Below are 26,616 nucleotides of genomic sequence, written 5' to 3'. Positions count from 1 at the left end.
TCTCAATCCTTCACCCTTGCCAGGAAGACATATGAACATCGGATTCATCGGCCTGGGCATCATGGGCACGCCCATGGCCCTGCACCTCGTCAACGCCGGCCACAAGCTGTTCGTGCACACGCGCAGCCAAGTGCCTGAAGCCATACAGGCCGCTGGTGGCGTGCGCTGCGAGAACGCCGCCGCCGTGGCGCGCGAAGCCGAGGTCATCTTCACCATGGTGCCCGACACGCCCGACGTGGAAGCGGTGCTGTTCGGTGAGAACGGCGTGGCCTCGGGCCTGAGCAAAGGCAAGGTGGTGGTCGACATGAGCTCGATCTCGCCCATGGCCACCAAAGGTTTTGCGCTTCGAATTAACGAGCTTGGATGCCAATACGTCGACGCCCCGGTCAGCGGTGGCGAAGTGGGCGCCAAGGCCGGCTCGCTCACCATCATGTGCGGTGGCGATGAAGCCGTGTTCGAACGCGTGCGCCCGCTGCTGGAACTGATGGGCAAGAACATCACGCTGGTCGGCGGCAACGGCGACGGCCAGACCACCAAGGTCGCCAACCAGATCATCGTGGCGCTGAACATCGCCGCCGTGAGCGAAGCCCTGGTGTTCGCCAGCAAGGCCGGCGCCGACCCGGCCAAGGTGCGCCAGGCGCTCATGGGCGGCTTCGCATCGAGCCGCATCCTGGAAGTGCACGGCGAGCGCATGATCAAGCGCACCTTCAACCCCGGCTTTCGCATCAAGCTGCACCAGAAGGACTTGAACCTGGCCTTGCAGGGCGCGCGCGAGATCGGCGTGAGCCTGCCACAGACCGCCAATGCCTCGCAGCTGATGCAGGCCTGCGCCGCGCACGGCATGGGCGATCTGGACCACTCCGCGCTGGTGAAGGCGCTGGAGCTGATGGCCAGCCATCCGGTGGCGCCGGACTGAGACGGGTCCCGTCCGGCCGCCGCGCGCTTACTTGGCCGCGCGCGCCTTGGCCACCGCCGCCTGCGTTTCCTTCCACAGGTCTTCGCCCACGTTGGCGGCGATGCCGGTGTTCACCGCCGCCAGCTTTTCGCGCATGCGGTTGGCTTCGGCCGGGCTGAGCTGGTTGATCTGCATGCCCTTGCCCTTGAGGTCGGCCAGGGCCTTGTCGGCCTCGGCGCGGGTGTCCTGGCGCTCGAAGTCGCGGCTCTTCTTCGCGGCGTCCATCAGCACCTTCTGCTCGTCCTTGCTGAGCTGGTCCCAGTACTTCTTGCTCACGGTCACGATCCACGGGCTGTAGACGTGGTTGGTCACCGTCAGGTACTTCTGCACCTCATAGAACTTGCTCGAGAGGATGGTGTTGTACGGGTTCTCCTGGCCGTCCACGGTCTTGGTTTCCAGCGCGGTGAAGAGTTCGGAGAACGGCAGCGGCACGGCGTTGGCGCCCAGGGTCTTGAAGCTGTCGATGAACACGTTGTTCTGCATCACGCGCAGCTTGATGCCGTCCATGTCTTCGAGCTTGGTGACCGCGCGCTTGTTGTTGGTGAGGTTGCGAAAGCCGTTCTCCCAGTACACCAGGCCCACCAGGCCTTTTTCCTGCAGCTTGTCCATCACCTTCTGGCCCACCGGGCCGTCGAGCACCACGTCGGCTTCCTTGGCGTTGTCGAACAGGAAGGGCGTGTCCCAGATCGCCATCTCCTTGGTGATGCCCACCAGCGTGGCGGTGGAGCCCACCATCATTTCCTGCGCACCGCCGATCAGCGCCTGCTGCATCTGCACGTCCGAACCGAGCGCGGCGGCGCCGATGGCGCGGATCTTCATTTTGCCGCCCGAGGCCTTCTCCACCTCGTCGGCGAAGAGCTTGGTGGCGCGCCCCTGGTTGGAGACTTCGTTGAGGCCGTAGCCGAAGCGGATGATGCGCGGCTTGATGTCCTGCGCCAGGGCGGCGAAGGGGGCGGCGAAGGCGGCCGCCGCGGTGGCGGCGATGAGGGTGCGGCGGAACAGGGTCATGACAGTCTCCTTGGAGTGGGTGAAATTGAAAGGTCAGCGCATCCAGGCCACGGGCGCGGTGACGATCTGCGGGAACACGATGAACAGGCCGAGAACGAAGAGGTAGGCAATCAGGAAGGGGTTCACGCCCTTGATCACCTGGTGCATGGGCAGCCGCCCGACGCCGGCCACCACGTTGAGCACGGTGCCCACCGGCGGCGTGATCAGGCCGATGGCGCCGTTGAGCACGAACATGAGGCCAAAGTACACCGGGTCGATGCCGGCCTTGACGGCGATGGGCAGCATCACCGGCGCGATGATGAGAATCGTGGGCGTGAGGTCGAGTGCAGTGCCGATCAGCACCAGTGCGACCATCATGGCCACCATCAGCAGACGCGGATGTTCGATGAGCGGACCGAGCCAGCCCGAGAGCGTGGACGGCAGGTCGGCCAGCGTGATCATGTAGCTGGCCACGGCAGCACCGGCGCACAGGAACATCACCACCGCGGTGGTGCTCGCCGCGCGCACGAGCGCGTGGTAGAGCTCGGGCAGGCGCATCTCGCGGTGCACGAAGAGCGCGATCACCAGCGCGTAGAAGGCGGCCACCACGGCGGCCTCGGTCGGCGTGAACACGCCGCTCTTCATGCCGCCGATGATGATGACCGGCATGAACAGCGCCCAGACGGCGCGACCGGTGAGGCGCAGCCGCTCAGCCAGCGGCACCGCCGGGCTGCTCTGCAGCGTCATCTTGCGCAGCACGATGCGCCAGGCCACGATCAACGCCACGCCCATGATCAGCCCCGGCACGATGCCCGAGATGAACAGCGCCGAGATCGAGGTGTTGGTGGTCACGCCGTAGATCACGAACGCCATCGACGGCGGGATGATCGGCCCGATGACGCTGCCGGCGGCGATCAGGCCGGCCGACGAGGCCACCGGGTAGCCGTGCTTGCGCATCATCGGCAGCAGGATGGCGGACATGGCCGCCGCGTCGGCCAGCGCCGAACCCGACATGGCCGAGAGCAGCACCGCCGCGCCGATGGCCACATAACCCAGTCCGCCATGCACGTGACCCACCCAGGCCTGCGCCATGTCGATGATGCGGCGGCTGATGCCGCCCGAGTTCATGAGCTCACCGGCAAGGATGAAGAAGGGCACGGCCAGCAGCGGGAAGCTGTCGACACCGGCCACCATGTTCTGGGCGAGCAGCTGCGTGTCCCAGAAGTCCATCACCCAGGCCATGGCGGCCCCGGTGAGCAGCAGCGCGAACGCCATGTTCATGCCCACGCCCATGAGCAGGACCATGCCGGCCATGAAGACGATGAAAGCGAGTGCTTCGACGTTCATGGCTTCACTCCATGTCCACCGCGTGGCCCAGGTCGAGCGGTGTCCGCCGCACGATCTCGACCAGCACCATGAACCCGATGGCCAGCGCACACAGCAGCGCGGGCAGCGGCAGCAGCGCCACCGGATAGCCCAGCACCACGGAATTGCTGTTCATGCCCACCACCACCTGCTGCCACGCGCCGCGGCCCAGCAGCACACAGGCCAGCAGCACCAGCAGCCGGATGACCAGGGTGGCGAAAGCAAAAGCCTTCGGGCGGTGGCGCAGCGTGCCCACCAGGCTGGTGAACGCCATGTGCTGGCCCGCCGGGTAGGCGGCGGTGGCACCCAGGAACACCATCCAGACGAACAACAGGCGCGAGAGTTCTTCGGTGGCGTTCAGGCCGCTGTTGAAGCCATAACGCAGCACCACATTGCCGAACACGCACAGCACCATGGCGGCCAGACACAGCGCCAGCAAGGCTTCGGCGCCGCGCTGGAGAAAGCGGGCGGCGCTCATTGCACCACCTCCGAACCACGCACCCAGCGGGTGACCTCGGCCCCCAGTGCCGCCAGCTCGCGCGTGGCGTCCAGGCGCAGCACGCCGGGCTCCTGGCGCGGGTCTTCCAGCGTCTCGAACTGGCTGGCCACCAGGCTCACCGGGAACACGTGCTCGGGTCGCGCCGCCACGCGCTCGCGCGCCTGCTCCAGCGTGAGATCGAGGAACACGAAGCGCAAGCCGGGTGCCGCAGCGCGCAGGCGGTCGCGGTAGCGGCGGCGCAGCGCGGAACAGGTGAGCACCACGCCATCGCGGTGCGCCTGCAGTTGCGCGGCCAGGGTGTCGAGCCAGGCGGCCCGGTCCTCATCGCTCAACGGCGTGCCCTGGCGCATCTTCTGGATGTTGCTGGCGGAATGGAAATCGTCGCCTTCGAGCAGCAGCACACCCAGCGCACGGGCGCACAACTGCCCCAGGCTGGACTTGCCGCAACCCGCCACGCCCATGACGACGAGCAAGGTGTTTTCGGGCCGATGGTTCATTGGTAGCGCTGTCCCAAGTGAGAAAAAAAGAGCTGCGGCGGCGTTGCGGTCTCTGCCTCGGATGTCCAGAGGCTTCATGGCAACATGCAGGCGCAGGTTCAGGGTAAATTCGGGTGTCCAATGCGCTGGACAGCGCTATCCTAATCGCCAGTGCCGTGCTTCAAATACCGGGAAAACCCTTGGAACCCTCCGAACGCAAGCGCCGCCACAGCGGCCGCATCACCCTCAGCGACGTGGCCCAGGCGGCCGAGGTGAGCCCCATCACCGCCTCCCGCGCGTTGCGCGGCGAACGCGGCGTGGCCGCCGAACTCGTGGAGCGCGTCAAGGCGGCGGCCACCCAGCTGGGCTACGTGCCCGACCCGGCCGCGCGCGCCCTGGCCTCGCAGCGCAGCGCGCAGGTGCCGGTGCTGGTGCCGCTGCTGTCCAACGCCCTGTTCGTCGACGTGCTCGAGTCGGTGCAACGCACCCTCTGGCCCCACGGCTACCAGACGCTCATCGGCGTGACGCACTACGAACCGCTGGAAGAAGAACAGCTGCTGCGCAGCTACCTCGCGCACCGCCCGGCCGGCCTGCTGCTCACCGGCTTCGACCGCACCGAGGCCGCGCGCCAGCTGATTGCCGGCAGCGGCGTGCCCTGCGTGTACCTGATGGAACTCACGCAAGCGCCCGGTGTTTACTGCGTCGGTTTCTCGCAGATCGAAGCCGGTCACGCCATCACCGAACACCTGGTGCAGCGCGGACGCAAGCGCATCGCCTTCGTCGCCGCCCAGCTCGATCCGCGAACCATGCAACGCGCCGAAGGCTACCGCCGCTGCCTGCGCGAGCACGGCCTGTACGACGCACGCCTGGAACTGCTGAGCCCGCAGCCCTCGTCCATGCGCCTCGGTGGCGAGTTGCTCGAAGATTTGCTGCGCACGCGGCCCGACGTGGACGCGGTGTTCTTCTGCAACGACGACCTCGCGCAAGGTGGCCTGCTGACGGCGCTTCGCCTGAAGATCGACGTGCCGGGGCGCATCGCGGTGGCCGGCTTCAACGACCTCTCCGGCAGCGACCAGATGGTGCCGCCGCTGACCACCGTGCGCACCCCGCGGCGCGCCATCGGCGAGTCCAGCGCACAGATGCTGCTGGGCCTGATGCGCGGCGAAGCGCCCGCCGTGAACTCGGTGGACCTGGACTTCGAGCTGCTGGTGCGCGGGAGTAGCTAGTCTCGGCCGGAGTTGGCCTTACAAAACCTGGCGGTTGAACTGGTGAAGGGGGATCGCGGCGAGGCCAATATTCACGATGCGAGCGAAGCAATGTGCATCACCGCAAAGCCTTCCGCTCTTCCTTGTAACCTGTAGTGGTAGCGATTTCAGGAACATCTACCAGTTGACTGGCATTGAGCTCAAAGACTTCGCTCGTGGGCGGCGAACTGACCGGTCTCCGAGCACTGAACTCCACCATATACCGGCCTGGTGCGTCTACTTGAGCAACGTAGTGAAGCGAATTCTGAGAGCCCACAGGCAGGGTCAATGACTTCACCTCCACAAGGTGACCCTCTACGTTGGTCATCAGCGGCTGCGGCGCGAAGACTGTGGTGCGGGCTAGACGAGGCTGCTCAGGAAGGTCCGGCGTCACCAGCGGTGTGATCCGAAGTGACTTCGCTGCAATGGGAACTTCAGTGTCCACCGCACCGCGGTTGACCACAACGACCGTTACCTTAACGTGGTACTCACTGCCAAGACGAGGAAGCGCTTCAGCAGTCACTTCTGATTCGACCGCGTATCGCTTGTGATCGGCAATCTCGCGCTGAAGTTTTTGGAGTTGGGCTAGCGCATTCTCCCGTTTCAGTTCCCCGTTAAATGTGTACCAGGCCCATCCTCCGCCCACGCCTACGGCAAGAGTGACAACGAGCTTGTTCAGAACTTCAAGAGGTTTCGCAAGCGCATCCCAATTCATGTTCGCTCCCGAGCATCTGACACTGCCGCTTTGCAGCCCAACGCTTGATCTGAGTAGCTCCTAAACGCTCAGATCGCGAATCGCATCATGACCCAAAACGCACTGCACAGATCAAAGACGCAAACTCTCCCCCATTTCCTAGGGTAAATCCCAGCCCGCAGATGCAAGAGAGTACGGAATCGACCGGTTTCCGTACAAATCTCGCCTGACTTCGTGGCCAGAATCTGCCCACGGTCGATCATGAACGGCCGCGCCCCGATTCCGCCACAGAACATCAGGAGACAACACGTGAACTTCCGCCTCGCCACCGTTTTCGCTGCCGCCCTGCTGGGCGCCGGCGCCGCCCATGCCCAGGCCAACACCGAGCTCGTGATCGCCACAGTGAACAACGGCCACATGATCGAGATGCAGAAACTCGGCAAGCATTTCGAGCAGGCCAACCCGAACATCAAGCTCAAGTGGGTCACGCTGGAGGAAGGCACGCTGCGCCAGCGCGTAACGACCGACATTGCCACCAAGGGCGGCCAGTTCGACATCATGACCATCGGCCTGTACGAAGCGCCGATCTGGTCGAAGAAGGGCTGGCTCAAGCCCATCGCCACCGACGCGGCCTACGACGTGGAAGACCTGCTGCCTGCGATCCGCAGCGGTCTTTCGCACGAGGGCAAGCTGTACGCCGCGCCGTTCTATGGCGAGAGCTCGATGCTGATGTACCGCAAGGACCTGGCCGACAAGGCCGGCATCACCATCTCGGAGCAACCCACCTGGGAGCAGGTGAAGGCCTTCGCCGCCAAGGCGCACGACCCCAAGGCCGGCGTGTATGGCATGTGCCTGCGCGGCAAGCCGGGCTGGGGGGACAACATGGCCTTCCTCACCACGCTGGTGAACACCAACGGCGGCCAGTGGTTCGACATGCAGTGGAAGCCGCAGATCGACACCAAGCCCTGGAAGGACGCGATCAATTTCTACGTCGACCTGATGAAGAAGTACGGCCCGCCCGGCGCCTCGGCCAACAGCTTCAACGAGAACCTCGCGCTCTTCAACGAAGGCAAGTGCGCCATGTGGGTGGATGCCACCATTGCCGCTTCCTTCATCAGCGACCCGAAACAATCGAAGGTGGCCGACAAGGTGGCCTTCGCGCAGGCGCCGGTGGCTGTCACGCCCAAGGGCGCGAACTGGCTGTGGTCGTGGAACCTGGCGATTCCCGCCAGTTCCACGAAGGACGCCGCCGCGCAGACCTTCATCAAGTGGGCAACCTCGAAGGACTACATCAACCTGGTGGCCAAGGAACAGGGCTGGGGCGCGGTGCCCACAGGCACGCGCAAGTCCACCTACGCGAATGCCGAATTCCAGAAGGTGGCCAAGTTCGCTGCCGCTGAAAAGAAGGCGATCGATTCGGCCAACCCGAACGACAGCACCTTGCCGAAGTCGCCCTACGTGGGTGTGCAGTACGCGGCCATCCCCGAGTTCCAGGCGATCGGCGTGGCGGTGGGCCAGCAGATGAGCGCAGCGCTCGCGGGCAAGGTCACGGTGGACCAGGCGCTGAAGACCGCGCAGACCATGGCCGAGCGCGAGATGAAGAAGGCCGGCTACACCAAGTAAGCGGGGACCGCTCGCATGAACCGACTGCTGCCCCGGGCGCTGATGGCGCCGGCAGTGATCGCGCTCGTCCTCTGGATGATCGTGCCACTGCTGATGACGGTGTACTTCTCGCTGGTGAACTACAACCTGATGCAACCCGGCGAGCGCACGTTCGCCGGCCTGCACAACTTCGAGTACTTCATCACCGACCCGGACTTCTGGCCTGCGGTGTGGAACACGCTGCTGCTCATCGGCAGCGTCATCGTGATCACGGTGGTGTTCGGTGTGCTGCTGGCACTGCTGGTGAACGAACCTTTCCCGGGCCGGGGCATCGTGCGCGTGCTGCTGATCTCGCCGTTCTTCGTCATGCCGGCGGTGAATGCGCTGTTGTGGAAGCACATGATGATGAACCCGATCTACGGCGTGCTGGCCAGTGTGTGGAAGTTCTTCGGCCTCACACCGGTGGACTGGCTCACCAACGTGCCGCTGCTCTCGGTGATCATCATGGTGGCCTGGCAGTGGCTGCCGTTCGCCTGCCTGATCTTCATCACCTCGCTGCAGTCGCTGGACCGCGAGCAGATGGAGGCCGCTCGAATGGACGGCGCCAGCGCGCCGCAGCGCTTCTTCTACCTCACGCTGCCGCACCTGGCGCGCCCGATGGCGGTGGTGATCATGATCGAGATGATCTTCCTGCTCAGCGTGTTCGCGGAGATCGCCATCACCACCAATGGTGGCCCGGGCAACGAGAGCACCAACCTCACCTACCTGATCTTCAAGCAGTCGCTGATGAATTTCGACGTCGGCGTGGCTTCGGCCGGCGCGCTGCTGGCGGTGGTGCTGGCCAACATCGTCGCGGTCTTCCTGATCCGCATCATCGGCAAGAACCTGGACTGAGGCGACGACCATGCCCACCCATCCCCTGCTCATCGTCCTGCGCGCCGTTGGCGCCTGGGCCGTGGCCCTGCTGCTGTTCTTCCCGCTGGGCTGGCTGTTCCTCACGGCCTTCAAGACCGAGCTGCAGGCCATTGCCGTGCCACCACTGTTCGTGTTCGAGCCGACGATGGACAACTTCGGCGAGGTGCAACGCCGCAGCGACTACCTGCTCTACGCGCGCAACTCGCTCATCACCAGCCTGGGCTCGACCATCATCGGCCTGCTGATCGCCGCACCCGCCGCGTACTCCATGGCGTTCTTCCGCACGAAGCGCACGCGCGACATCCTCATGTGGATGCTCTCCACCAAGATGATGCCGGCGGTGGGTGCGCTGGTGCCGATCTACGTGCTCGCGCAGACCGCGGGCATGCTGGACTCTTTGAGCGCGCTCACCATCGTGTTCACGCTGTCCAACCTGCCCATCATGGTGTGGATGCTCTACACGAGCTACAAGGACATTCCCAACGAGATCCTGGAAGCGGCGCGCATGGACGGCGCGAACCTCTGGACGGAGTTCCGCCATGTGGTGCTGCCACTCTCCATCGGCGGCCTGGCTTCCACCGGCCTGCTGTGCCTGGTGCTGAACTGGAACGAAGCCTTCTGGGCGCTCAACCTCACCTCCGCCAAGGCCGGCACGCTGGCCACGCTGATCGCTTCCTACTCCAGCCCCGAAGGCCTGTTCTGGGCCAAGCTCTCGGCCGCCTCGCTGATGGCGATTGCGCCCATCGTGGTGTTCGGCTGGTTCTCACAAAAGCAATTGGTGCAAGGCCTGACCTTCGGCGCCGTCAAGTAATCCCGGAGACAAGCAACATGGCCTACCTGCAGCTCAAGAGCATCAAGAAGAGCTTTGGCGACGCGCACATCATCAAGGGCGTGGACCTCGAGATCAAGAAGGGCGAGTTCATCGTCTTCGTGGGTCCGTCGGGCTGCGGCAAGTCCACGCTGCTGCGGCTGATTGCCGGGCTGGAGCCCACCACCAGCGGCAACCTGCTGCTCGACGGCAAGGACATCACGCACGCGCCCTCGGGCAAGCGCGACCTGGCGATGGTGTTCCAGAGCTACGCGCTCTATCCGCACATGAGCGTGTACGACAACATGTCCTTCGCGCTCAAGCTGGCCAACGTGCCCAAGGACGAGATCCGCAAGAAGGTGGACCACGCCGCGAAGCAGCTCAACCTCACGCAGTACCTGGACCGCACGCCCAAGGAACTCTCGGGCGGGCAGCGCCAGCGCGTGGCGATCGGCCGCGCCATCGTGCGCGCGCCCAAGGTGTTCCTGTTCGACGAGCCGCTGTCCAACCTCGACGCCGCGCTCCGTGGCAACACGCGGGTGGAAATCCACAAGCTGCATGTGGCCCTGGGTGCCACCACCATCTACGTGACGCACGATCAGGTGGAGGCCATGACGCTGGCCGACCGCGTGGTGGTGCTCAAGGACGGGCTGATCGAGCAGGTCGGCTCGCCCCTGGAGCTGTACGACCACCCGGCCAACCAGTTCGTCGCGCAGTTCATCGGCATGCCGTCGATGAACATGGTCGCCGCCAACGCCATCCCCAGTTTTTCGGCGCAGACCGGCGGCCGATTGCCAGACGACGGCTTTCTGGGCGTGCGCCCCGAGGGCCTGCGCGTGCACCCGGGCCAGGGCACTGCGGGCGTGCCGGGCCGGGTCGATCTGGTCGAGGCCCTGGGCGCCGACACCCTGATCCACGTGGACGTGGGCGGCGTGCAGTTGATCGCGCGCCAGAACGAACGCACTCCCCTGCGCGTGGGCGATGCCGTGGCGGTCGAGCTCGATCCCTCGGTGCTGCATCTCTTCAACCACGACGGACGCGCCATTGGCGCCCGCACCCACGCCTGAGCCGATCCCGTGAGCCTTCCGCCGCCCGCTTCCGAATGCGTCATCCTGCACCTGGGCCTGGGCTCGTTCCACCGGGCACACCAGGCGGTCTACCTGTACCGCCTCATCCAGAGCGGCGACACGCGCTGGTCCATTTGCAGCGCCAACCTGCGCGACGACATGCCCGACGTACTGGCCGCCTTGCGCGCGCAAGGCGGGGCCTACACGCTGGAGACGGTGTCGACCGCCGGTGAATACCGCTACGAGCGCATCACCTCCATCCGCGAGGTGCTGCCGTATGCCGCGAACCTCTCGCCGGTGATCGAGCGCGGCGCGCATCCGGCCACGCGCATCATTTCCTTCACGGTCACCGAGGCAGGCTACTACCTCGACGATCGGGGCCGGCTGGACCTGGGCTTTGCGGAACTCGCCGCCGATATCGAACGCGCCCGCCAGGGCCTGGCGGGTGAAACCATCTACGGCGCACTGTGCGCGGTGCTGCGGGCACGCCGCGCCACCGGCGCGGGCGCGGTGACGCTGCTCAACTGCGACAACCTGCGGCACAACGGCGAACGCGTGCGCGCCGGCCTCTTCGAGTTCATCGACCTCGTGGGCGACATGCCCCTGCTCTCCTGGATGCGCGCCCACACCACCTGCCCCAACGCGATGGTGGACCGCATCACGCCACGCCCGCCACCCGAGCTGCGCGAGCGCGTGCGCGCAGCCACCGGACAGGACGACGCCGCACCCGTCACCGGCGAGAGCTTCATCCAGTGGGTGATCGAAGACGACTTCGCGGCCGGGCGTCCCGCCTGGGAAGGCGTGGGCGTGCAGATGGTGAGGTCGGTGCAACCATTCGAGGAAGCCAAGATCCGCATCCTCAATGCCAGCCACAGCTGCATCGCCTGGGCCGGCACGCTCGCGGGCCTGCAGTTCATCCACGAAGGCACGCTCACCCCGGCGATCCGGCAGATGGCCCACGACTACGTGACCAACGACGTGATCCCCTGCCTGAGCCGCCCGGGCTCGCCCAGCCCGGTGGACCTGCCAGCGTACCGCGACACCGTGCTCGATCGCTTCGCGAATCCAGCAATCCGGGATACCAACCAGCGCGTGGCCATGGACGGCTTCTCCAAGATCCCGGGCTTCATCGCACCCACGGTGCGCGAGCGGCTCGCGCAAGGCGCCCCCATCGACAGCGTGGCCCTGTTGCCCGCGCTGTTCCTGGCCTTCCTGCAACGCTGGCACATCGGCCGACTGCCCTACACCTACCAGGACCAGGGCATGGACCCGGCGGTGGCACACGCGATCTGCGACGCGGCCGACCCGGTGGTCGCGCTGTGCACCGACGCCACGCTGTGGGGATCCTCCGCCGGCGACATGCGCCTCGTCGACGCGGTGCATCGTGCGAGCGAACGCGTGGCCGGTTTCATGAAGGCGGTGCCAGCATGAACGCCGCGCCTCGGCTGACGGAGCGGCATGTGCTCATCACCGGCGCAGGTGGCGGCATCGGGCTGGCGATCGCCGAGGCCTGCCTGGCCGAGGGCGCGCGCTGCAGCGTGGTCGATCGTGCGCCGGACACACCCGAGCCTGTGCGCCTCCTGCAATCGCGCCACCCCCATGCACTGCATTACATCGCCGCCGACGTGACCGAGCGCGCCGGCATCGATCGCCTCGTGGACGCCGCCCGCGAGCGCTTCGGCCCTGTCCACACCCTGGTCAACAACGCAGCGGTGTTCGACATGGCGCCTCTCCTGGAGAGCGACGAATCCTCGTTCGACCGACTGTTCGCGGTCAACGTGAAGGGCATGTTCTTCGTCATGCAGGCGGTGCTGCGCCACATGGTGGAGGCCGGCACGCCGGGCACCTCGGTCATCAACATGGCCTCGCAGGCTGGACGGCGTGGCGAGGCGCTGGTCTCGCACTACTGCGCCACCAAGGCGGCCGTGATCAGCTACACCCAGAGCGCGGCGCTGGCCATGGCGCCGCACGGCATCCGCGTCAACGGCATCTCGCCAGGGGTGGTGGACACGCCCATGTGGGACCACGTCGACGCCCTCTTCGCCCGCCACGAGCACCTACCCCTGGGCGAGAAGAAGCGCCGTGTCGGCATCGAGGTGCCGCTGGGTCGCATGGGCCTGCCCGAAGACATTGCACGCACCGCGGTCTTTCTCGCCAGCGAGGACGCGCGCTACATCACGGCGCAGACGATCAACGTGGACGGTGGTAACGTCATGAGCTGATCATGACCGTCAAGACGCACGCCGCTCCCCGCCAGCTTCGTCCCGAGCTGGAGCACGAGTACGCGCGCTCGCCCGACCTGGGCTACGAGCCGCCAGGCGAGGTCGGCTTTGTTCGCTGCCTCTCGCACGGCTTCCCCACGCCGCTGGCGCGCTGGCACTACCACGACGAATACGAACTGCACCTCATCACCGCCACGTCGGGCAAGGTCTTCGTGGGCGACTGGATCGGCCCGTTCCAGCCCGGCCAGCTCGTGCTGACGGGTCCGCGCCTGCCTCACAACTGGGTCAGCATGGACCTGCCCGATGGCGGCGTGGCGCTGCGCGACCTCGTCATCCAGTTTTCGCACGAGCCGCTGGTGCGCGCGAGCGAGACCATTCCCGAACTCAGCGAGGTGCTGCCGCTGCTGGAGCGCGCCAAGCACGGCATCGAGTTCTTCGGCCTGTCGGAAGCGGCCGAGGCGCACTGGCACAAGGTGAAGGGCGCGCGCGGCCTGCGCCGCTTCACCGCCTTCTGCGACTTCATCGCCGACTTGGCCGCCTGCACCGAATACCGGCTGCTCTCCAGCGTGCAGTTGCAGAGCGACGACGACGCCACCTCGCTCGACCAGATCGACGCGGTGGTCAGCCGCATCACCGACCACCTGGCCGAACCCCATTCGGCCGCTTCGCTGGCCGCTGAGCTGGGCATGAGCGAGAGCCGGTTCAGCCGTTTCTTCCGCCGTGCCACCGGCAACACCTTCACCGACTTCGTCAACCGCGTGCGCATCAGCCGTGCCTGCCAGTTGCTGATGGACACCGACCAGCAGATCACGCACATCTGCTACGAGGTGGGCTTCAACAACGTGGCCAACTTCAACCGCCGCTTCCTCGAGATCAAAGGCATGACGCCCTCGGAGTTCCGCCGCCAGTCCCTGACGCGCTTTCGTGGCGCCAACTGAGCCAGCGGTCAGGCACGCGGTGGCGGCTCGGCGGCAGACGATCCCATCACGCTGTACCAGTCCACCTTGCGTGTGGCGACCATGATGGCCGCGAGCACGCCGAACAGCAGCAGCGAGCCCATCATCAGCGCGTTGTCTTCCGAGACCAGGATGCCGTAGAGCACACCGTAGAGTGCAACGAGCAGGCCGCTCATGAGCAGGCCGGGGCGCCAGCCACCGAGCACGTGGCGCAGGTAGTGCGCCAGCAGGCCGATGCAGGCCAGGCTGGCCGCCAGGTAGGCCCAGACGAAGTCCAGGTGCTCGGAAAGCGAGAGCAGCAGCAGGAAGAACAGCACGAGCGCGGCACCGATCATGAGGTACTGCATGGGATGGATGCGCCACTGCCGAACCATCTCCAGCACAAAGAAGGCCGCGAAGGTGAGCACGATGAACATCATGGCGTACTTGGTGGCGCGCTCGGTCATGCGGTAGACGTCCACCGGGTTGTCGAGCGACACGGCGAAACCTTCCAGCGCCTGCGGCTTGTCCCCCTGATGCAGAAACTGCTGCTGGGCCTGCGCGGACAGCGAGGTCACGTTCCATTGCGCCTCGAAGCCCTGCGCGCTCACGGTGCGCGAACGCGGCAGGAAGTCGCCCACGAAGCTGGGGTGCGGCCAGGCCGATTGCAGGTTCACGCTGTTCTCGTCGGCCAGCGGCACCCAGCCGATGCGGCCGGTGCCGGCCAGTTCCAGTTGGAGCTCGAAGGGCAAGGCCTCGCCGGGCTTGAGCCAGGCTGCGTCGACAGCAGCTCCCAGCGGCAGAGGCATGCGCTGGGCCGAGAGGGTTGGCCCCACCGCCAGCGCACGACCTCCCACCTTCAACTGCGGTGCGCTCAGCAGGCCGCGCAAATCGCCTACGCCCATCAGCAGGCGGGGCTGGCCGAGTGCGATCTGGCCACCCTTCTCCTTTGGTTGAACATCGCTCCAGACGAAGCGGCCCGTGCTCTCGTGCGTGCTGGTGTAGACCGTGATGGGAAAGATGCCACGCCAGCGTGTCTCGGTGTTCAGGCGTGCGCGTGTGTCCAGACGGGTCGGGAAACGGATCGCCACGTGTGCCTGCGTCACGCGCTCCTCGCGCGTGAGACCGGTGTCGCCCACCGGCACGGTGCGCGTGAAGGTCTCTGTGTAGGGCACGTACAGCACCGGACCGGTGAGCACCTGGGCACCCGCATGGGCGCGCGCCACCTCGGTGGCGGCGATCTCACGGTTCTGGCTGCGCTCGTGGATCACGTCGCGCACCATCATCAGGGGAATCGAGAGCAGCAACATCAGCAAGCCGATGATCAGCACTTTGCTCAGCAAGGGGTATTTGTTCAATTCGGGCTCCGTGTTGAGAACCCGGCCAGTCTGATGAGGCTGCGTGCAGCGCGTGTGCAGTGCGGCGGATTTTTGTGAAGCCGGCGTGAAAACGATCAGGAAGGCAGGCGCCAGCGAGCCTCGCAACCAGGCGGAGGCTCGTTGTTGCCAATGACCAGTTGCCCTCCGTGCAACTCGCTCACTTCCTGCACCAGGCAAAGGCCCAGGCCGGATCCCTTGTCTTGCCCCTCGCCGCGCGGCAGGGAGTAGAAACGCTCGAAGATGCGGTCCTGCGCGTAGCCGGGAATGCCTGGGCCCTGGTCCCGCACCGACCATTCCACCTGATCGCCGTCCCGGCGCAACCGCAGCCAGAGTTCACCCTGGTGCGGCGAGAAGTCGATCGCGTTGTCCAGCAGGTTTTGCAGCGCCTGCCCGATCAGGAATGGATCACCCGGTACCGTCATGCCCGGCCCCAGATCGTCGTGCACGCGCAGGGCTTTCAACCGGGTGCGTGGCTCCATGCGCTGCAGCAGCTCGCGCGTGAGCGCACTCAGGTCCACCGGTTCGCGCGAGGCCAGGCCTCGCATCTGCTCCACGTGGGCGAGTTCGAGCAGCTTGTCCACCAGTTGGCGCAGGCGCTCGGCCTGACGCTGGATGTTGTCGGCAAAGCGGTGCCGGTCGTTCGGGGGCAGTTCCTCCTGCAGCAACTCGGCCGCGCCGCGTATTGCCGCCAGCGGGCTCTTGAGTTCGTGCGTGAGCGTGTGCACGTAGCTCTCCACATAGGCCTTGTCTTCGAGCTTCAGCCGCATGCGTTCCAGCGCCTGCGCCAGTTCGCTGAATTCGGTGCTGCCAGAAAGCCGCCCCAGCACCGGCATGGCCACGCGGTCTCCGCGCGCCACCGCGTTCGCGTAACCACGAAGGCGCGAGAGCGAACTTGCGATCCACCAGCTGAACAACAACCCGATGGCCAGGGACAGGCCCAGCAAGGCCCACGACCAGCGCAGGATGCGCTGCTGGCTGCGCTCGATGTAGGGCTCAAGGCGTTCGTTGGGACGCGAAACGGACAACGCGCCGATGATGCGCTCGCCATCGCGGATGGGCGCGGCCACGTGCATGACCGTGCTGGCGTCGGGCGCATAGGGATTGGCCGGGCTCGAGCGCGCACCGTATTCGCCACGCAGGGTCCGAGCCACGTCGTTCCAGCGCGAGAAGTCCTGGCCAATCGCCTCCGGCTGCGTGTCGAAACGCACGATGCCCTGGGCGTCGGTGACGGTGATGCGGTAGTCGATGCGCTCCTTGCGAAAACCCCAGATGCTTGCCTGGGGGTTCACGCCGGGCAAACCCGTGAGCGCCTGTGCGAAGTCGCCGCTGGCGATGGTGCCGGCCTTCATGTCGGGCGCGGCCAGGCGTGCGAGTGTGTAGGCCGCGTCCACCAGGCTGTCTTCCATGGCCTGGCGCGTGCCGGGCTTGACCTCTTCCACGAACACACGCAACACCACGAAAAGTGCGAGGCCCAGGATCAGGAAGAAACCGAGCAGCAGCCGCAGGCCGATGCGCATGGGCTCAGTCCGGCAAACGAATGGAATAACCCATGTTGCGATGGGTCTGGATCACCTCGGCCATCAGGCCGCGCTCTCGCAGCTTGGCGCGCAGCAGCTTCACGTGTGCATCCACCGTGCGGTCGGACGTGTCGGCGGCACCGCCCCACACCAGATCCATCAGTTCGGAGCGCGAGAAGATGCGCTCGGGCCGCCGCAGCAAGGTGGCGAGCAACTGGAACTCGTAGCGCGTGAGCGGGAGGTAGCTGCCCAGGCAGGCGATGCGCTGCGCCGCCTCGTCCAGCACCAGGGCACCGGCCTGGGCAACGGGCGCATTCGGGACAGCCGCTGCCGGACCGCCCGATCCGGCACTGCGGCGCAGGATGGCACGCACCCGGGCCACCACCTCGCGCGGAGAGAAGGGCTTTACCACGTAGTCGTCTGCCCCCAGTTCGAGGCCCAGCACGCGGTCGATCTCTTCGTGGCGCGCGCTGAGGAACACGATCGGCACTTCGCTGGTCTTGCGGATGGCGCGGCACACGTCGAAACCGCTGCCATCGGGCACCCCCACGTCGAGCACGGCGAGATCGGGTGGCCCGGCTTCGAAGGCTTGCAGCGCCTCACCGGCCAGGCGAACATGCCGCACCTCGAAACCCTCGCTTTGCAGCGCGTAGATCAGCGTGTCGGCGATGGCCTGTTCGTCTTCCAGCAGCAGGATGCGCTTGCGCATGGGTGGTGTCGCGTCGAAGGGAGGGCGCCATCTTAAGCGGACACAGCTGGTTACCTTGCCGCCCTGCGCAGCGCACATCCGCTTCACACCAATCCCGGACAATCCGTCTCCATGTTTGCGCTTACCCTGCGGCGTGCACTCCTGGGCCTGACCCTCGTCGCCGCCACCCTCTCCGTGCTGCCTTCGCGCGCGTCGACCTTCGACCTGCCGCCGCTGGACCGCATCGTCCGCTACCAACCCAAGCTGCCGCTGCAGGTCTTTACCGCCGACGGCGTGGAGATCGCGCAGTTCGGCACCGAGCGGCGTGAATACGTGCCGCTTTCTCGCATGCCCCGGCAATTGCAGCAGGCGGTGCTGGCGGTGGAAGACGCGCGCTTTCGCGAGCACTCTGGCGTGGACCCCAAAGGCATGGCGCGCGCCCTGGTGGCGGCCATCACCGGCGGGCAGCGCCAGGGCGCTTCCACCATCACGCAGCAACTGGTGCGCACCATGCTGCTCACGCGCGAGTTCTCCGCCGAACGCAAGGCCAAGGAGATCTGGCTGGCGCTCAAGCTGGAACAGGAAATCTCCAAGGACCGCATCCTGGAGATCTACCTCAACGAGATTTTCCTGGGCCAGCGCGCCTACGGCTTCGCGGCGGCCGCGCAGATCTACTTCGGCAAGCCGCTGGACAAGCTCTCGCTGGCGGAGACGGCGATGCTCGCCGGCCTGCCGCAGAACCCCTACTACGCCAACCCGGTGGCCAACCTCGGTCGTGCGACCCAGCGCCAGCGTGTGGTGCTCGCCCGCATGCGCGCGGTGGACGCCATCACCGATCAGCAGCTCGCAGCGGCCAAGGCCGAAAAGCTCGTGATCCGCCAGCCCGGCCTGCGCAGCGTGCATGCCGCGCACGTGGCCGAGATGGCGCGCCGCGCCGTGGTGGACCGCTTCGGTACCGAGGCCTATTCCAGCGGGATCAAGGTGATCACTTCGCTGCGCGCGACCGATCAGCGTGCAGCACACGCAGCGGTGCAGCGCGGTGTGTTGGCGTTCGACCGGCGCGGCGCCTGGCGCGGCCCGGAAGACCTGGAATCCCTGCCCGACAAGGATGGCGTCGAACTGGAACGCGCTGCCGCCGAGGCCTTGAAAGATCACCGCGACGACGAAACGCTGCGCGTGGGCATCGTGCTGGCGGCCAGCCCCAAGGCGCTGCAGGTGCAACTGACCAGCGGCGAGCGCGTGACAGTGCAGGGCGAGGGCCTGCGCTGGGCCCAGCGCGGGCTGGACGCCAAGGCCAAGGCCCCGCTGAAGATCGAGCGCGGCTCCATCGTGCGCGTGGTCACCACTGGCAAGAACAAGGCCGGTCCGGTGTGGGCCATTTCGCAGTGGCCCGAGGCCGAAGCCGCGCTGGTGGCCATGGACCCGCAGACCGGCCGCGTGCGCGCACTGGTGGGCGGCTTCGATTTCACGCGCCAGCCGTTCAACCACGTCACCCAGGGCTGGCGCCAGCCCGGCTCGGCGCTCAAACCGCTGCTGTATTCGGCCGCGCTGGAAGCGCGGGTGATGCCCGCCACCCTGGTGGACGACCTGCCCTTCACCGCCGCCAACGGCTGGAGCCCGAAAAACAGCAATGGCCAGTTCTCCGGGCCGATCTCGGTGCGCGAGGCCGTCGCGCGTTCGAGCAACCTGGCCAGCGTTCGCGTGCTTCAGCACACCGGCACACCGGCAGCGCGCGACTGGACCGGCCGCTTCGGCCTGGACCCGGCGCGCCAGCCCGACAACCTCACCCTCGCGCTGGGCACCGGCAGCGCCACGCCGCTGCAGATGGCGCAGGCCTATGCCACGCTGGCCAATGGCGGCTGGCGCGTGGCGCCGGTGGTGATCGAGAAGATCACCGATGCGCAAGGCAAGGTGCTGTTCGAGGAGCCTCCGGCCGTGGCGCTGACGGAAGAGAACCGGGTCATTCCCGCGCGCAACGCCTTCGTGGTGTCCAGCCTGCTCAACGACGTGACACGCACCGGCACCGCCGCGCGCGCGCAGGCCACGCTCCAACGCAGCGACCTCTTTGGCAAGACCGGCACCACGAACGACGCGGTGGACGCGTGGTTCGCCGGCTACCAGCCCACACTCGCCACCGCCGTGTGGATGGGCTACGACCAGCCGCGCGGCCTGGGCGGTGCCGAATCGGGTGGACGTCTGGCGCTACCGATCTGGATCGACTTCATGGGGACGGCGCTCAAGGGCGTGCCGGTGGCGCCAGCCCCCTCACCGCCACCGGGGCTGGTGCGCGAGGGCGACGACTGGCTCTATGCCGAATGGGTCGATGGTGGCTGGGTATCGGCCATTTCCGACCAGGGTGGTGTAGAGTACGCCCGCACCATCGCCGGCGATCTCGGCAAAGCCTTTGGCGCATTCGGCGCCTGGCTGCGCGGCGAATCCCGGCCTTGAGGATCCGGCTCCTTTCAGGAGCTTCCCAAGGCCTCCATGGTGGCCATCCAGTGCAACCGGTGTGCATTGCCGAGCCGGCCGAACACGGCCTCGAAATGCGCTCGGACCAACGCGGTGACCTCTCGCTCAAGCACCGCTCCCTCTGCCGTCAACACCAGTTGGTGAATCCGCCGGTTCTCGGGCGCAACGACCGTTTCGATCATGCCGAGCCGGTACAGATCGGCCAGTGGCCGCTGCAGCGCCTGGCGCGAGACACCGATGAAGTCCCGAATGTCGGATATCGGGCAGCGGTCGTGCCGCGCCGCGTGAAAAAGAATCTTGTGGTGGCTCCGACCCAGTCCCATTTCCGCCAGGCGCTGGTCGGCACCACTGACGACGTTTCGAAACGCCAGATGAAACGCCACGATCGCGCCGTCGATCGCATCGGGCACCACCACGCCTGAGGCCTGCGGGAGGGCGGGAGGCGCTGAAGCCTTGCGTTTGCTGGTGACCATGTGTGTTTCCGGAGAAGCCGTGCGGGCGGCAGAGCAGTGCTCGGGATTGTACCTAGTGTTTCAAAGATAACTCATATTGAATATGACAACATTGTTGATATGATCCACTCCGCTGCATGATGAATTGCAACCCCGCAGCGCCCCTCATCCACCCTATCGGAGACACAACCATGAAAAGAATGAGCCAAGAAGAAAGCATCGCCCTGCAACGCGCATGCATCGATGAGCACATGCGCGGAGAAAACGCGCACGACTGGCCCGCCGTGTATGAGACCTTTATTCAGGATGAACGGGCCTCCTACGACGTGGTCCCGCTGTCGACGCACTTCCCGGGTTTCGCGGGTGTGGTCGATTTCTACAAAGCCTTCGACGCGGCCGTGCCGGACTTTGTCCTCACCAACACGGCCGAGTACGACGTGCCAGGCTGCTCCATCCGCGAGGTCACGGTGACGGGCACGCACCAGGCCGAGTTCTGCGGCGTCGCGCCCACCGGTCAGAAAGTCCGCTTCGAGCTCGCTGCGTTCTACCTGTTCGGCGAGGGCGAAGAGGCCGGCAAGCTCAAGACCGAGCGCGTCTACTTCGACCTCGAGACCGTCTTGCGGCAGATGCGTGGCGAAGCCAATGCACCGACCGGCGTCGGCCTGGCCGAACGCTCTGCCTGAAACCACCCTGCTTCGGCCACATGGGTGGCCGAAGGCCTTTCCACAGCCTTCCTTCGACTGGAAAACTCCCATGCAACGCAACACCATCGCCGGTGGCGGCAAACTCTCCATCAGCGTGATCGACTCAGGCCGCAGCGCCGGCCCCACGCTTCTCTTTGTACACGGCTTCTCGCAGGCCGCCCTGAGCTGGAAGCACCAGCTGGACAGTGAGCTGACAAAAAACCAGCGCCTGGTCGCCATCGATCTGCGCGGTCACGGGCAGTCTGAAAAGCCGCTCGACGCGGCGCACTACACCGACAGCGACCTCTGGGCCGACGACATCGCCGCGGTCATCGAATCGACAGGCAGCAAGAAGGTGATCCTCGTCGGGTGGTCCTACGGTGGCCTGGTGGTCTGCGACTACCTGCGCCGACATGGCCAGGACCGCGTGGCCGGCGTCGTCTTCGCCAGCGCGGTCACGAAGGTGGGCAAACCCGATGCCATGGCCTTGCTCGGTCCCAAGCTGCTGCAACACATTCCCGCCGTCTTCTCGGATGAAGCATCGGCTTTGGTGCCGACGCTGGGACAGTTCATCCGCGACTGTGAAGAAGCGCCACTTTCCGACGGCGACTTCTACGAAGCGTTGGGCTACAACTGCGCCACCCCATCTGCCGTTCGTGTGGGCCTTTTCAGCCGCGAACTCGACAACGACGACGTGTTGGCAATGATCGATGTCCCTACCTTGATCGTGCACGGCGAAGAAGACAAAATTCTCTTGCCCGAGTCCAGCCGCCACATTCAGCGCCTGGTCAAGGGATCGCAACTGCACGTTGAACCCGATGTCGCGCACGCGGTCTTCAGGGAGGCGCCCGAGCGCTTCAACCGCCGTCTGGCCGACTTCGCCACGCAAGTGCGGGGCGGCGCTGCCTGAGCAGTGCGGCCGACGGCACCCATTCTTGCCCCGAGGAAATCACCATGACCGAAGCAGTCAGCAGCGCCCAAGGCGCGACGGATGTCCCCCTGATCGAGCAGACGATCGGCAACTTCTTCGATGGCGTGGTGGCGAAGCAGCCGGACCGGCAGGCCTTGGTGAGCCGTCATGAGGGCCTGACCTTGACCTACCAGGCGCTGCAGACGGAATCGAACCGCCTTGCCAGCGGCCTGCTGGATCTGGGTCTCGCGCCCGGCGATCGAGTGGGCATCTGGTCGCACAACAACGTGGCCTGGGTGCTGATGCAGCTGGCGACCGCAAAGATCGGCCTCATCCTCGTCAACATCAACCCTGCCTACCGCACCTCGGAGCTCGAATACGCCCTCAACAAGGTGGATTGCAAGGTGCTCGTGACGATGGCGCGTTTCAAGACCAGCGACTACCTGGGCATGTTGCGCGAGCTGGGCACCGCACGCCTGCCAAAGTTGCAGCAGATCTTCTGGATCGACCAGGCCACTGAGGCCGATCAGCAGGGCATGCAGCGTTTTTCCGCCCTGCTCGCGAGCGGCAATGCGGCCGATCCGCGCATCGGAAAGATCAGCGCCACGCTGCGCGCCACCGACCCCATCAACATCCAGTTCACCAGCGGCACCACGGGTTTCCCCAAGGGCGCCACGCTCACGCACCGGAACATTCTCAACAACGGCTTCTTCATCGGCGAATGCATGAAGCTCACGCCGCAGGACCGCCTGTGCATTCCCGTGCCGCTGTACCACTGCTTCGGCATGGTGCTGGGCAATCTGGCCTGTCTTACGCACGGCTCCACCATCGTGTACCCCAACGATGGCTTCGACCCGCTCACGGTGCTCGAAACCGTGCAGGCCGAGAAATGCACCGGGCTGCATGGCGTGCCCACCATGTTCATCGCCGAGCTGGACCATCCCCGCTTCAACGAGTTCGACCTGTCCACGCTGCGCACCGGCATCATGGCCGGCTCACCCTGCCCCACCGAAGTGATGAAGCGCGTGGTGGAGCAGATGCACCTGAGCGAGATCACCATCGCCTATGGCATGACGGAAACCAGCCCGGTGAGCTGCCAGAGCAGCACCGACACGCCGCTGCACAAGCGCGTGTCCACGGTGGGCACGGTGCAACCGCACCTGGAGGTGAAGATCATCGATCCCGAGACCGGCGCCACGGTGCCACGCAGCCGCTCGGGCGAGCTCTGCACGAGGGGCTATTCGGTCATGCACGGCTACTGGGGCGACGAAGAGAAGACCCGCGAAGCCATCGACACCGAGGGCTGGATGCACACCAGCGACCTGGCCACCATGGACGACGAAGGCTACGTGAACATCGTCGGACGCATCAAGGATCTGGTGATCCGCGGCGGCGAGAACATCTACCCGCGCGAGATCGAGGAGTTCCTCTACCGCCACCCCAAAGTGCAGGACGTGCAGGTGGTGGGCGTGCCGGACGCGCGCTATGGCGAGGAACTGTGCGCCTGGGTGGTGGTGAAGCCTGGACTAAGCGCCACCGAGGAAGAACTGCGTGCGTTCTGCCAGGGCCAGATCGCGCACTACAAGGTGCCGAAATACATCCGCTTCGTCACCGAGTTCCCCATGACGGTGACCGGCAAGATCCAGAAGTTCAAGATCCGGGACGCCATGAAGAGCGAGCTGGGTCTGCAGGAACAGCAAACCGCTTGAGGGGAATCACCCTCCTGCGCAGAGGCGGGCCTTGGCTTCGGCATATTCACGTTTGAAGCGAGCCACCATGTCGGCGGCCGACATCACCTCATGAATGGCGCCGATGCCTTGCCCACAACCCCAGATGTCGCGCCAGGCCTTGGCGGCGTTGGCGCCGTCTCCGGTGGAGAAGTTCATCTTGCTTGGGTCGCTCACGGGCAGGTTGTCCGGGTCCATGCCGGCGTTCCGGATGCTGCCCTTGAGGTAGTTGCCGTGGATGCCGGTGTAGAAGTTGCTGTAGACGATGTCGTCGGAGTCCGAGGAGGTGATCATTTCCTTGTAGCCGTCCACCGCGCGCGCTTCGTGCGTGGCAATGAAAGCCGAGCCGATGTAGGCGAGGTCGGCGCCCATGGCCTGCGCCGCGAGGATGGCGCCGCCAGAGGCAATGGCACCCGAGAGCGCGATCGGGCCGCCGAACCACTCGCGGATCTCCTGCACCATGGCAAACGGGCTCTTCACGCTGGCGTGGCCACCAGCACCGGCCGCCACGGGAATCAGGCCATCGGCGCCCTTCTCGATCGCCTTGTGCGCGAACACGTTGTTGATCACGTCGTGCAGCACGATGCCGCCCCAGCTGTGCACGCCCTGGTTCACGTCTTCACGCGCACCCAGGCTGGTGATGATGATCGGCACCTTGTACTTGGCACACAGCGCCATGTCCTGCTCCAGCCGGTCGTTGCTCTTGTGCACGATCTGGTTGATGGCAAAGGGCGCGGCCTTGTTGTCCGGATTCGCCTTGTCGTGCGCGGCCAGCGCCTCGGTGATTTCCGCCAGCCATTCGTCGAGCTGCGAGGCCGGGCGCGCGTTGAGCGCGGGCATGGCACCCACCACGCCGGCCTTGCACTGCGCGATGACGAGCTTGGGGTTGCTGATGATGAAAAGCGGCGAGCCGATCACCGGGAACTTCAGGTTCTTCAGGACGGGCGGCAGGCTGCGAGCGGGTGCGGTCATGGGGTCTCCAGTTGGACGGAAAACGTTCAGAAAGCGTCGGCGCTCAGCGCGGTCACGGCTTCGGCACCATCCACGATCGCATCGCGCACGCCGGGTGCGCGACTGAGGATGTGGTCGGCGTAGAAACGCGCGGTGGTGATCTTGGCCTGCATGAATGCCACGTCCTGTCCCTTGGCGGACAGTTCCTCGGCCACCAGCAACGAACGCGCCATCTGCCAGCCTGCCATGAGGTTGCCGGCCAGCATGAGGTAGGGCACGCTGCCTGCGAAAGCGGCGTTGGGGTTGCTGCGCGTGTTCGCGGCGATGAACTCCACCACGTCCACAAAAGCCTGGCGTGCGGCCGTGAGGCGCTTGCCCACGGCCTGGGCCTGCGTGCTGCCGGCCGCGAGTTGTTTTTCGGTCTGTTCGATCTGCGCGGCAATCGCCTTGGCCGCCGTGCCGCCATCGCGTGAGGTCTTGCGGCCCACGAGGTCGTTGGCCTGGATCGCCGTGGTGCCTTCGTAGATGGTGAGGATCTTGGCGTCGCGGTAGTACTGCGCTGCGCCGGTTTCCTCGATGAAGCCCATGCCGCCGTGCACCTGCACGCCCAGGCTGGTGACCTCCAGGCTCATCTCGGTGCTGTAGCCCTTGACCAGTGGCACGAGGAATTCGTAGAAGGTCGCGTTCTGCTTGCGCACCTCGGCGTCGGGGTGGTGGTGCGACGCATCGTAGGCAGCGGCGGCCACGCTGGCCATGGCGCGGCAGCCTTCGGTGGATGCGCGCATGGTCATGAGCATGCGCTTCACATCGGGGTGATGGATGATGGGTGCGGCCGCGCTCATCGAGCCATCGACCGGGCGGCTCTGCACGCGGTCTTTGGCGTAAGCCACGGCCTTCTGGTAGGCCCGCTCGGCAATGGCGATGCCCTGCACGCCGACGGCGTAACGCGCGGCGTTCATCATGATGAACATGTACTCGAGGCCGCGATTCTCCTGGCCCACGATGTAGCCCACGGCACCACCGTGGTCGCCGTACTGCAGCACGGCGGTGGGGCTGGCCTTGATGCCCATCTTGTGCTCGATGCTCACGCAGTGCACGTCATTGCGCTCGCCCAGGGAGCCGTCCTTGTTCACCATGAACTTCGGCACCACGAACAGGCTGATGCCTTTCACGCCTTCGGGCGCGCCGGTCACGCGCGCGAGCACGAGGTGCACGATGTTCTCGGCCATGTCGTGCTCACCATAGGTGATGAAGATCTTGGTGCCGAACACCTTGTAGGTGCCATCGGGCTGCGGTTCGGCGCGGCTGCGCACCGCCGCCAGATCGGAGCCCGCCTGCGGCTCCGTGAGATTCATGGTGCCGGTCCATTGCCCGCTCACGAGCTTTTCCAGATAGATCGCCTTGAGCTCATCGCTGCCGGCGGTGATCAAAGCTTCAATCGCACCGTCGGTCAACAACGGGCACAGCGCAAAGCTCAAGTTGGCGCTGTTGAGGATTTCGCCGCACGCCGCACCAATGGTCTTGGGCAGGCCCTGGCCGCCGAAGTCGGTGGGATGCTGCAGGCCTTGCCAGCCGCCTTCGGCGTACTGTTTGAAAGCATCCTTGAAGCCTGGCGTGGTGGTGACCTTGCCGTCCTTGAACGACGACGGATTCTTGTCGCCTTCAAAGTTCAGCGGCGCAATCACATCCTGGTTGAGCCTGGCGCACTCCTCCAGCACGGCTTGCGCCGTCTCCAGGCTGGCGTCTTCAAAGCCCGGCATCTGCGCCACCTGGTCGACGCGCGCCAGATGCTCGATGTCGAACAGCATGTCCTTCAAGGGTGCGATGTAGCTCATTCGGTTGTCTCCACGGAATTCAAGGATGCAGATGCAACAAGGGCATCGCGAACGATGCCCTTGTGTGTTTCAGAGGGCTCAGAGCGCCTTGATCAATTCAGGCACGGCCTGGAAGAGATCGGCCTCCAGGCCGTAGTCGGCCACCGAGAAGATCGGCGCTTCGGGATCCTTGTTGATCGCCACGATCACCTTGGAGTCCTTCATGCCGGCCAGGTGCTGGATGGCGCCCGAGATGC

General features: G+C 65.7%; 24 protein-coding genes and 1 pseudogene. 13 read left to right on the top strand and 12 right to left on the bottom strand.

Annotated elements, in window-relative coordinates:
* Window positions 1-31: 31 nt before the first annotated feature.
* Complete coding sequence (gene glxR / locus ACTIF6_RS11200; protein ID WP_439588057.1) at window positions 32-916, top strand: 2-hydroxy-3-oxopropionate reductase; 885 nt, start codon at window positions 32-34, stop codon at window positions 914-916.
* Window positions 917-943: 27 nt separating this feature from the next.
* Here glxR and ACTIF6_RS11195 read toward each other — a convergent pair whose 3' ends face one another.
* The 4 genes from ACTIF6_RS11195 to ACTIF6_RS11180 are packed head-to-tail and all read right to left on the bottom strand — an operon-like array spanning window position 944 to window position 4,303.
* On the bottom strand, window positions 944-1,963 hold the full coding sequence (locus ACTIF6_RS11195) for a TRAP transporter substrate-binding protein (protein ID WP_439588056.1): 1,020 nt from the start codon (window positions 1,961-1,963) through the stop codon (window positions 944-946).
* 33 nt (window positions 1,964-1,996) lie between these two features.
* Window positions 1,997-3,289, bottom strand: coding sequence for a TRAP transporter large permease (locus ACTIF6_RS11190; RefSeq protein WP_439588055.1), 1,293 nt, complete (start codon window positions 3,287-3,289; stop codon window positions 1,997-1,999).
* Window positions 3,290-3,293: 4 nt separating this feature from the next.
* On the bottom strand, window positions 3,294-3,785 hold the full coding sequence (locus ACTIF6_RS11185; protein ID WP_439588054.1) for a TRAP transporter small permease subunit: 492 nt from the start codon (window positions 3,783-3,785) through the stop codon (window positions 3,294-3,296).
* A complete protein-coding gene (locus ACTIF6_RS11180) occupies window positions 3,782-4,303 on the bottom strand; it encodes a gluconokinase (RefSeq protein ID WP_439588053.1) in 522 nt (173 codons plus the stop codon). Before ACTIF6_RS11180 ends, ACTIF6_RS11185 begins: the two co-directional genes overlap by 4 nt.
* Window positions 4,304-4,482: 179 nt before the next feature.
* Between ACTIF6_RS11180 and ACTIF6_RS11175 the strand changes: the two genes are divergently transcribed.
* The gene (locus ACTIF6_RS11175; RefSeq protein ID WP_439588052.1) at window positions 4,483-5,508 is read left to right on the top strand and encodes a LacI family DNA-binding transcriptional regulator; all 1,026 of its coding nucleotides are present in this window, start codon (window positions 4,483-4,485) and stop codon (window positions 5,506-5,508) included.
* A gap of 97 nt (window positions 5,509-5,605) precedes the next feature.
* Here ACTIF6_RS11175 and ACTIF6_RS11170 read toward each other — a convergent pair whose 3' ends face one another.
* Window positions 5,606-6,241 (bottom strand): hypothetical protein, encoded by a 636-nt coding sequence (locus ACTIF6_RS11170; protein WP_439588051.1) that lies wholly within the window; start codon window positions 6,239-6,241, stop codon window positions 5,606-5,608.
* Window positions 6,242-6,637: 396 nt separating this feature from the next.
* Here ACTIF6_RS11170 and ACTIF6_RS11165 point away from each other — a divergent pair, with 396 nt between their 5' ends.
* From ACTIF6_RS11165 to ACTIF6_RS11135, 7 genes are read left to right on the top strand one after another with little or no spacing between them, the layout of a single operon-like run.
* On the top strand, window positions 6,638-7,843 hold the full coding sequence (locus tag ACTIF6_RS11165) for an ABC transporter substrate-binding protein (RefSeq protein WP_439588244.1): 1,206 nt from the start codon (window positions 6,638-6,640) through the stop codon (window positions 7,841-7,843).
* 15 nt (window positions 7,844-7,858) lie between these two features.
* On the top strand, window positions 7,859-8,716 hold the full coding sequence (locus ACTIF6_RS11160; RefSeq protein WP_439588050.1) for a carbohydrate ABC transporter permease: 858 nt from the start codon (window positions 7,859-7,861) through the stop codon (window positions 8,714-8,716).
* A gap of 10 nt (window positions 8,717-8,726) precedes the next feature.
* The gene (locus ACTIF6_RS11155) at window positions 8,727-9,548 is read left to right on the top strand and encodes a carbohydrate ABC transporter permease (protein WP_439588049.1); all 822 of its coding nucleotides are present in this window, start codon (window positions 8,727-8,729) and stop codon (window positions 9,546-9,548) included.
* Between the two features lie 17 nt (window positions 9,549-9,565).
* Entirely contained in the window at window positions 9,566-10,612 is a 1,047-nt protein-coding gene (locus ACTIF6_RS11150; protein ID WP_439588048.1) for an ABC transporter ATP-binding protein, read from the top strand.
* A 42-nt stretch (window positions 10,613-10,654) separates the two neighbouring features.
* Window positions 10,655-12,043, top strand: coding sequence for a D-arabinitol 4-dehydrogenase (gene dalD / locus ACTIF6_RS11145; RefSeq protein ID WP_439588243.1), 1,389 nt, complete (start codon window positions 10,655-10,657; stop codon window positions 12,041-12,043).
* Complete coding sequence (locus ACTIF6_RS11140) at window positions 12,040-12,834, top strand: L-iditol 2-dehydrogenase (RefSeq protein ID WP_439588047.1); 795 nt, start codon at window positions 12,040-12,042, stop codon at window positions 12,832-12,834. Before dalD ends, ACTIF6_RS11140 begins: the two co-directional genes overlap by 4 nt.
* A gap of 2 nt (window positions 12,835-12,836) precedes the next feature.
* Window positions 12,837-13,772: a helix-turn-helix domain-containing protein gene (locus tag ACTIF6_RS11135; protein WP_439588046.1), complete on the top strand. Its 936-nt coding sequence runs from the start codon at window positions 12,837-12,839 to the stop codon at window positions 13,770-13,772.
* Window positions 13,773-13,780: 8 nt separating this feature from the next.
* On the opposite strand, the gene creD is transcribed toward ACTIF6_RS11135, so the two are convergent.
* The 3 genes from creD to creB form a co-directional block, all read right to left on the bottom strand.
* Window positions 13,781-15,127, bottom strand: coding sequence for a cell envelope integrity protein CreD (creD, locus tag ACTIF6_RS11130; RefSeq protein ID WP_439588045.1), 1,347 nt, complete (start codon window positions 15,125-15,127; stop codon window positions 13,781-13,783).
* 95 nt (window positions 15,128-15,222) lie between these two features.
* Complete coding sequence (creC, locus tag ACTIF6_RS11125; protein WP_439588044.1) at window positions 15,223-16,665, bottom strand: two-component system sensor histidine kinase CreC; 1,443 nt, start codon at window positions 16,663-16,665, stop codon at window positions 15,223-15,225.
* Window positions 16,666-16,669: 4 nt separating this feature from the next.
* Complete coding sequence (gene creB / locus ACTIF6_RS11120; RefSeq protein ID WP_439588043.1) at window positions 16,670-17,374, bottom strand: two-component system response regulator CreB; 705 nt, start codon at window positions 17,372-17,374, stop codon at window positions 16,670-16,672.
* Window positions 17,375-17,485: 111 nt separating this feature from the next.
* Between creB and ACTIF6_RS11115 the strand changes: the two genes are divergently transcribed.
* Window positions 17,486-19,801 (top strand): penicillin-binding protein 1A, encoded by a 2,316-nt coding sequence (locus ACTIF6_RS11115; protein ID WP_439588042.1) that lies wholly within the window; start codon window positions 17,486-17,488, stop codon window positions 19,799-19,801.
* 14 nt (window positions 19,802-19,815) lie between these two features.
* Here the strand turns inward: ACTIF6_RS11115 and ACTIF6_RS11110 are convergent, their stop codons facing one another.
* Window positions 19,816-20,295, bottom strand: coding sequence for a MarR family winged helix-turn-helix transcriptional regulator (locus tag ACTIF6_RS11110; RefSeq protein ID WP_439588041.1), 480 nt, complete (start codon window positions 20,293-20,295; stop codon window positions 19,816-19,818).
* 179 nt (window positions 20,296-20,474) lie between these two features.
* Between ACTIF6_RS11110 and ACTIF6_RS11105 the strand changes: the two genes are divergently transcribed.
* The 3 genes from ACTIF6_RS11105 (at window position 20,475) to ACTIF6_RS11095 (ending at window position 23,576) form a co-directional block, all read left to right on the top strand.
* A complete protein-coding gene (locus ACTIF6_RS11105) occupies window positions 20,475-20,957 on the top strand; it encodes an ester cyclase (RefSeq protein WP_439588040.1) in 483 nt (160 codons plus the stop codon).
* Window positions 20,958-21,027: 70 nt separating this feature from the next.
* Window positions 21,028-21,867 (top strand): alpha/beta fold hydrolase, encoded by an 840-nt coding sequence (locus ACTIF6_RS11100; protein ID WP_439588039.1) that lies wholly within the window; start codon window positions 21,028-21,030, stop codon window positions 21,865-21,867.
* Between the two features lie 44 nt (window positions 21,868-21,911).
* Window positions 21,912-23,576: an AMP-binding protein gene (locus ACTIF6_RS11095; protein ID WP_439588038.1), complete on the top strand. Its 1,665-nt coding sequence runs from the start codon at window positions 21,912-21,914 to the stop codon at window positions 23,574-23,576.
* A 6-nt stretch (window positions 23,577-23,582) separates the two neighbouring features.
* On the opposite strand, the gene ACTIF6_RS11090 is transcribed toward ACTIF6_RS11095, so the two are convergent.
* The 3 genes and pseudogenes from ACTIF6_RS11090 to ACTIF6_RS11080 form a co-directional block, all read right to left on the bottom strand.
* On the bottom strand, window positions 23,583-24,566 hold the full coding sequence (locus ACTIF6_RS11090; protein ID WP_439588037.1) for an NAD(P)H-dependent flavin oxidoreductase: 984 nt from the start codon (window positions 24,564-24,566) through the stop codon (window positions 23,583-23,585).
* A 26-nt stretch (window positions 24,567-24,592) separates the two neighbouring features.
* Complete coding sequence (locus ACTIF6_RS11085; protein ID WP_439588036.1) at window positions 24,593-26,380, bottom strand: acyl-CoA dehydrogenase; 1,788 nt, start codon at window positions 26,378-26,380, stop codon at window positions 24,593-24,595.
* A gap of 78 nt (window positions 26,381-26,458) precedes the next feature.
* Window positions 26,459-26,616: pseudogene (locus tag ACTIF6_RS11080) on the bottom strand (electron transfer flavoprotein subunit alpha/FixB family protein); the annotation flags it as partial.

The organism is Hydrogenophaga sp. (assembly GCF_051860785.1).
Taxonomy (GTDB): Bacteria; Pseudomonadota; Gammaproteobacteria; order Burkholderiales; family Burkholderiaceae_C; genus Hydrogenophaga.
Note: the sequence above shows the minus strand (reverse complement) of the source record. Positions and strands in the feature narration are given on the sequence as shown.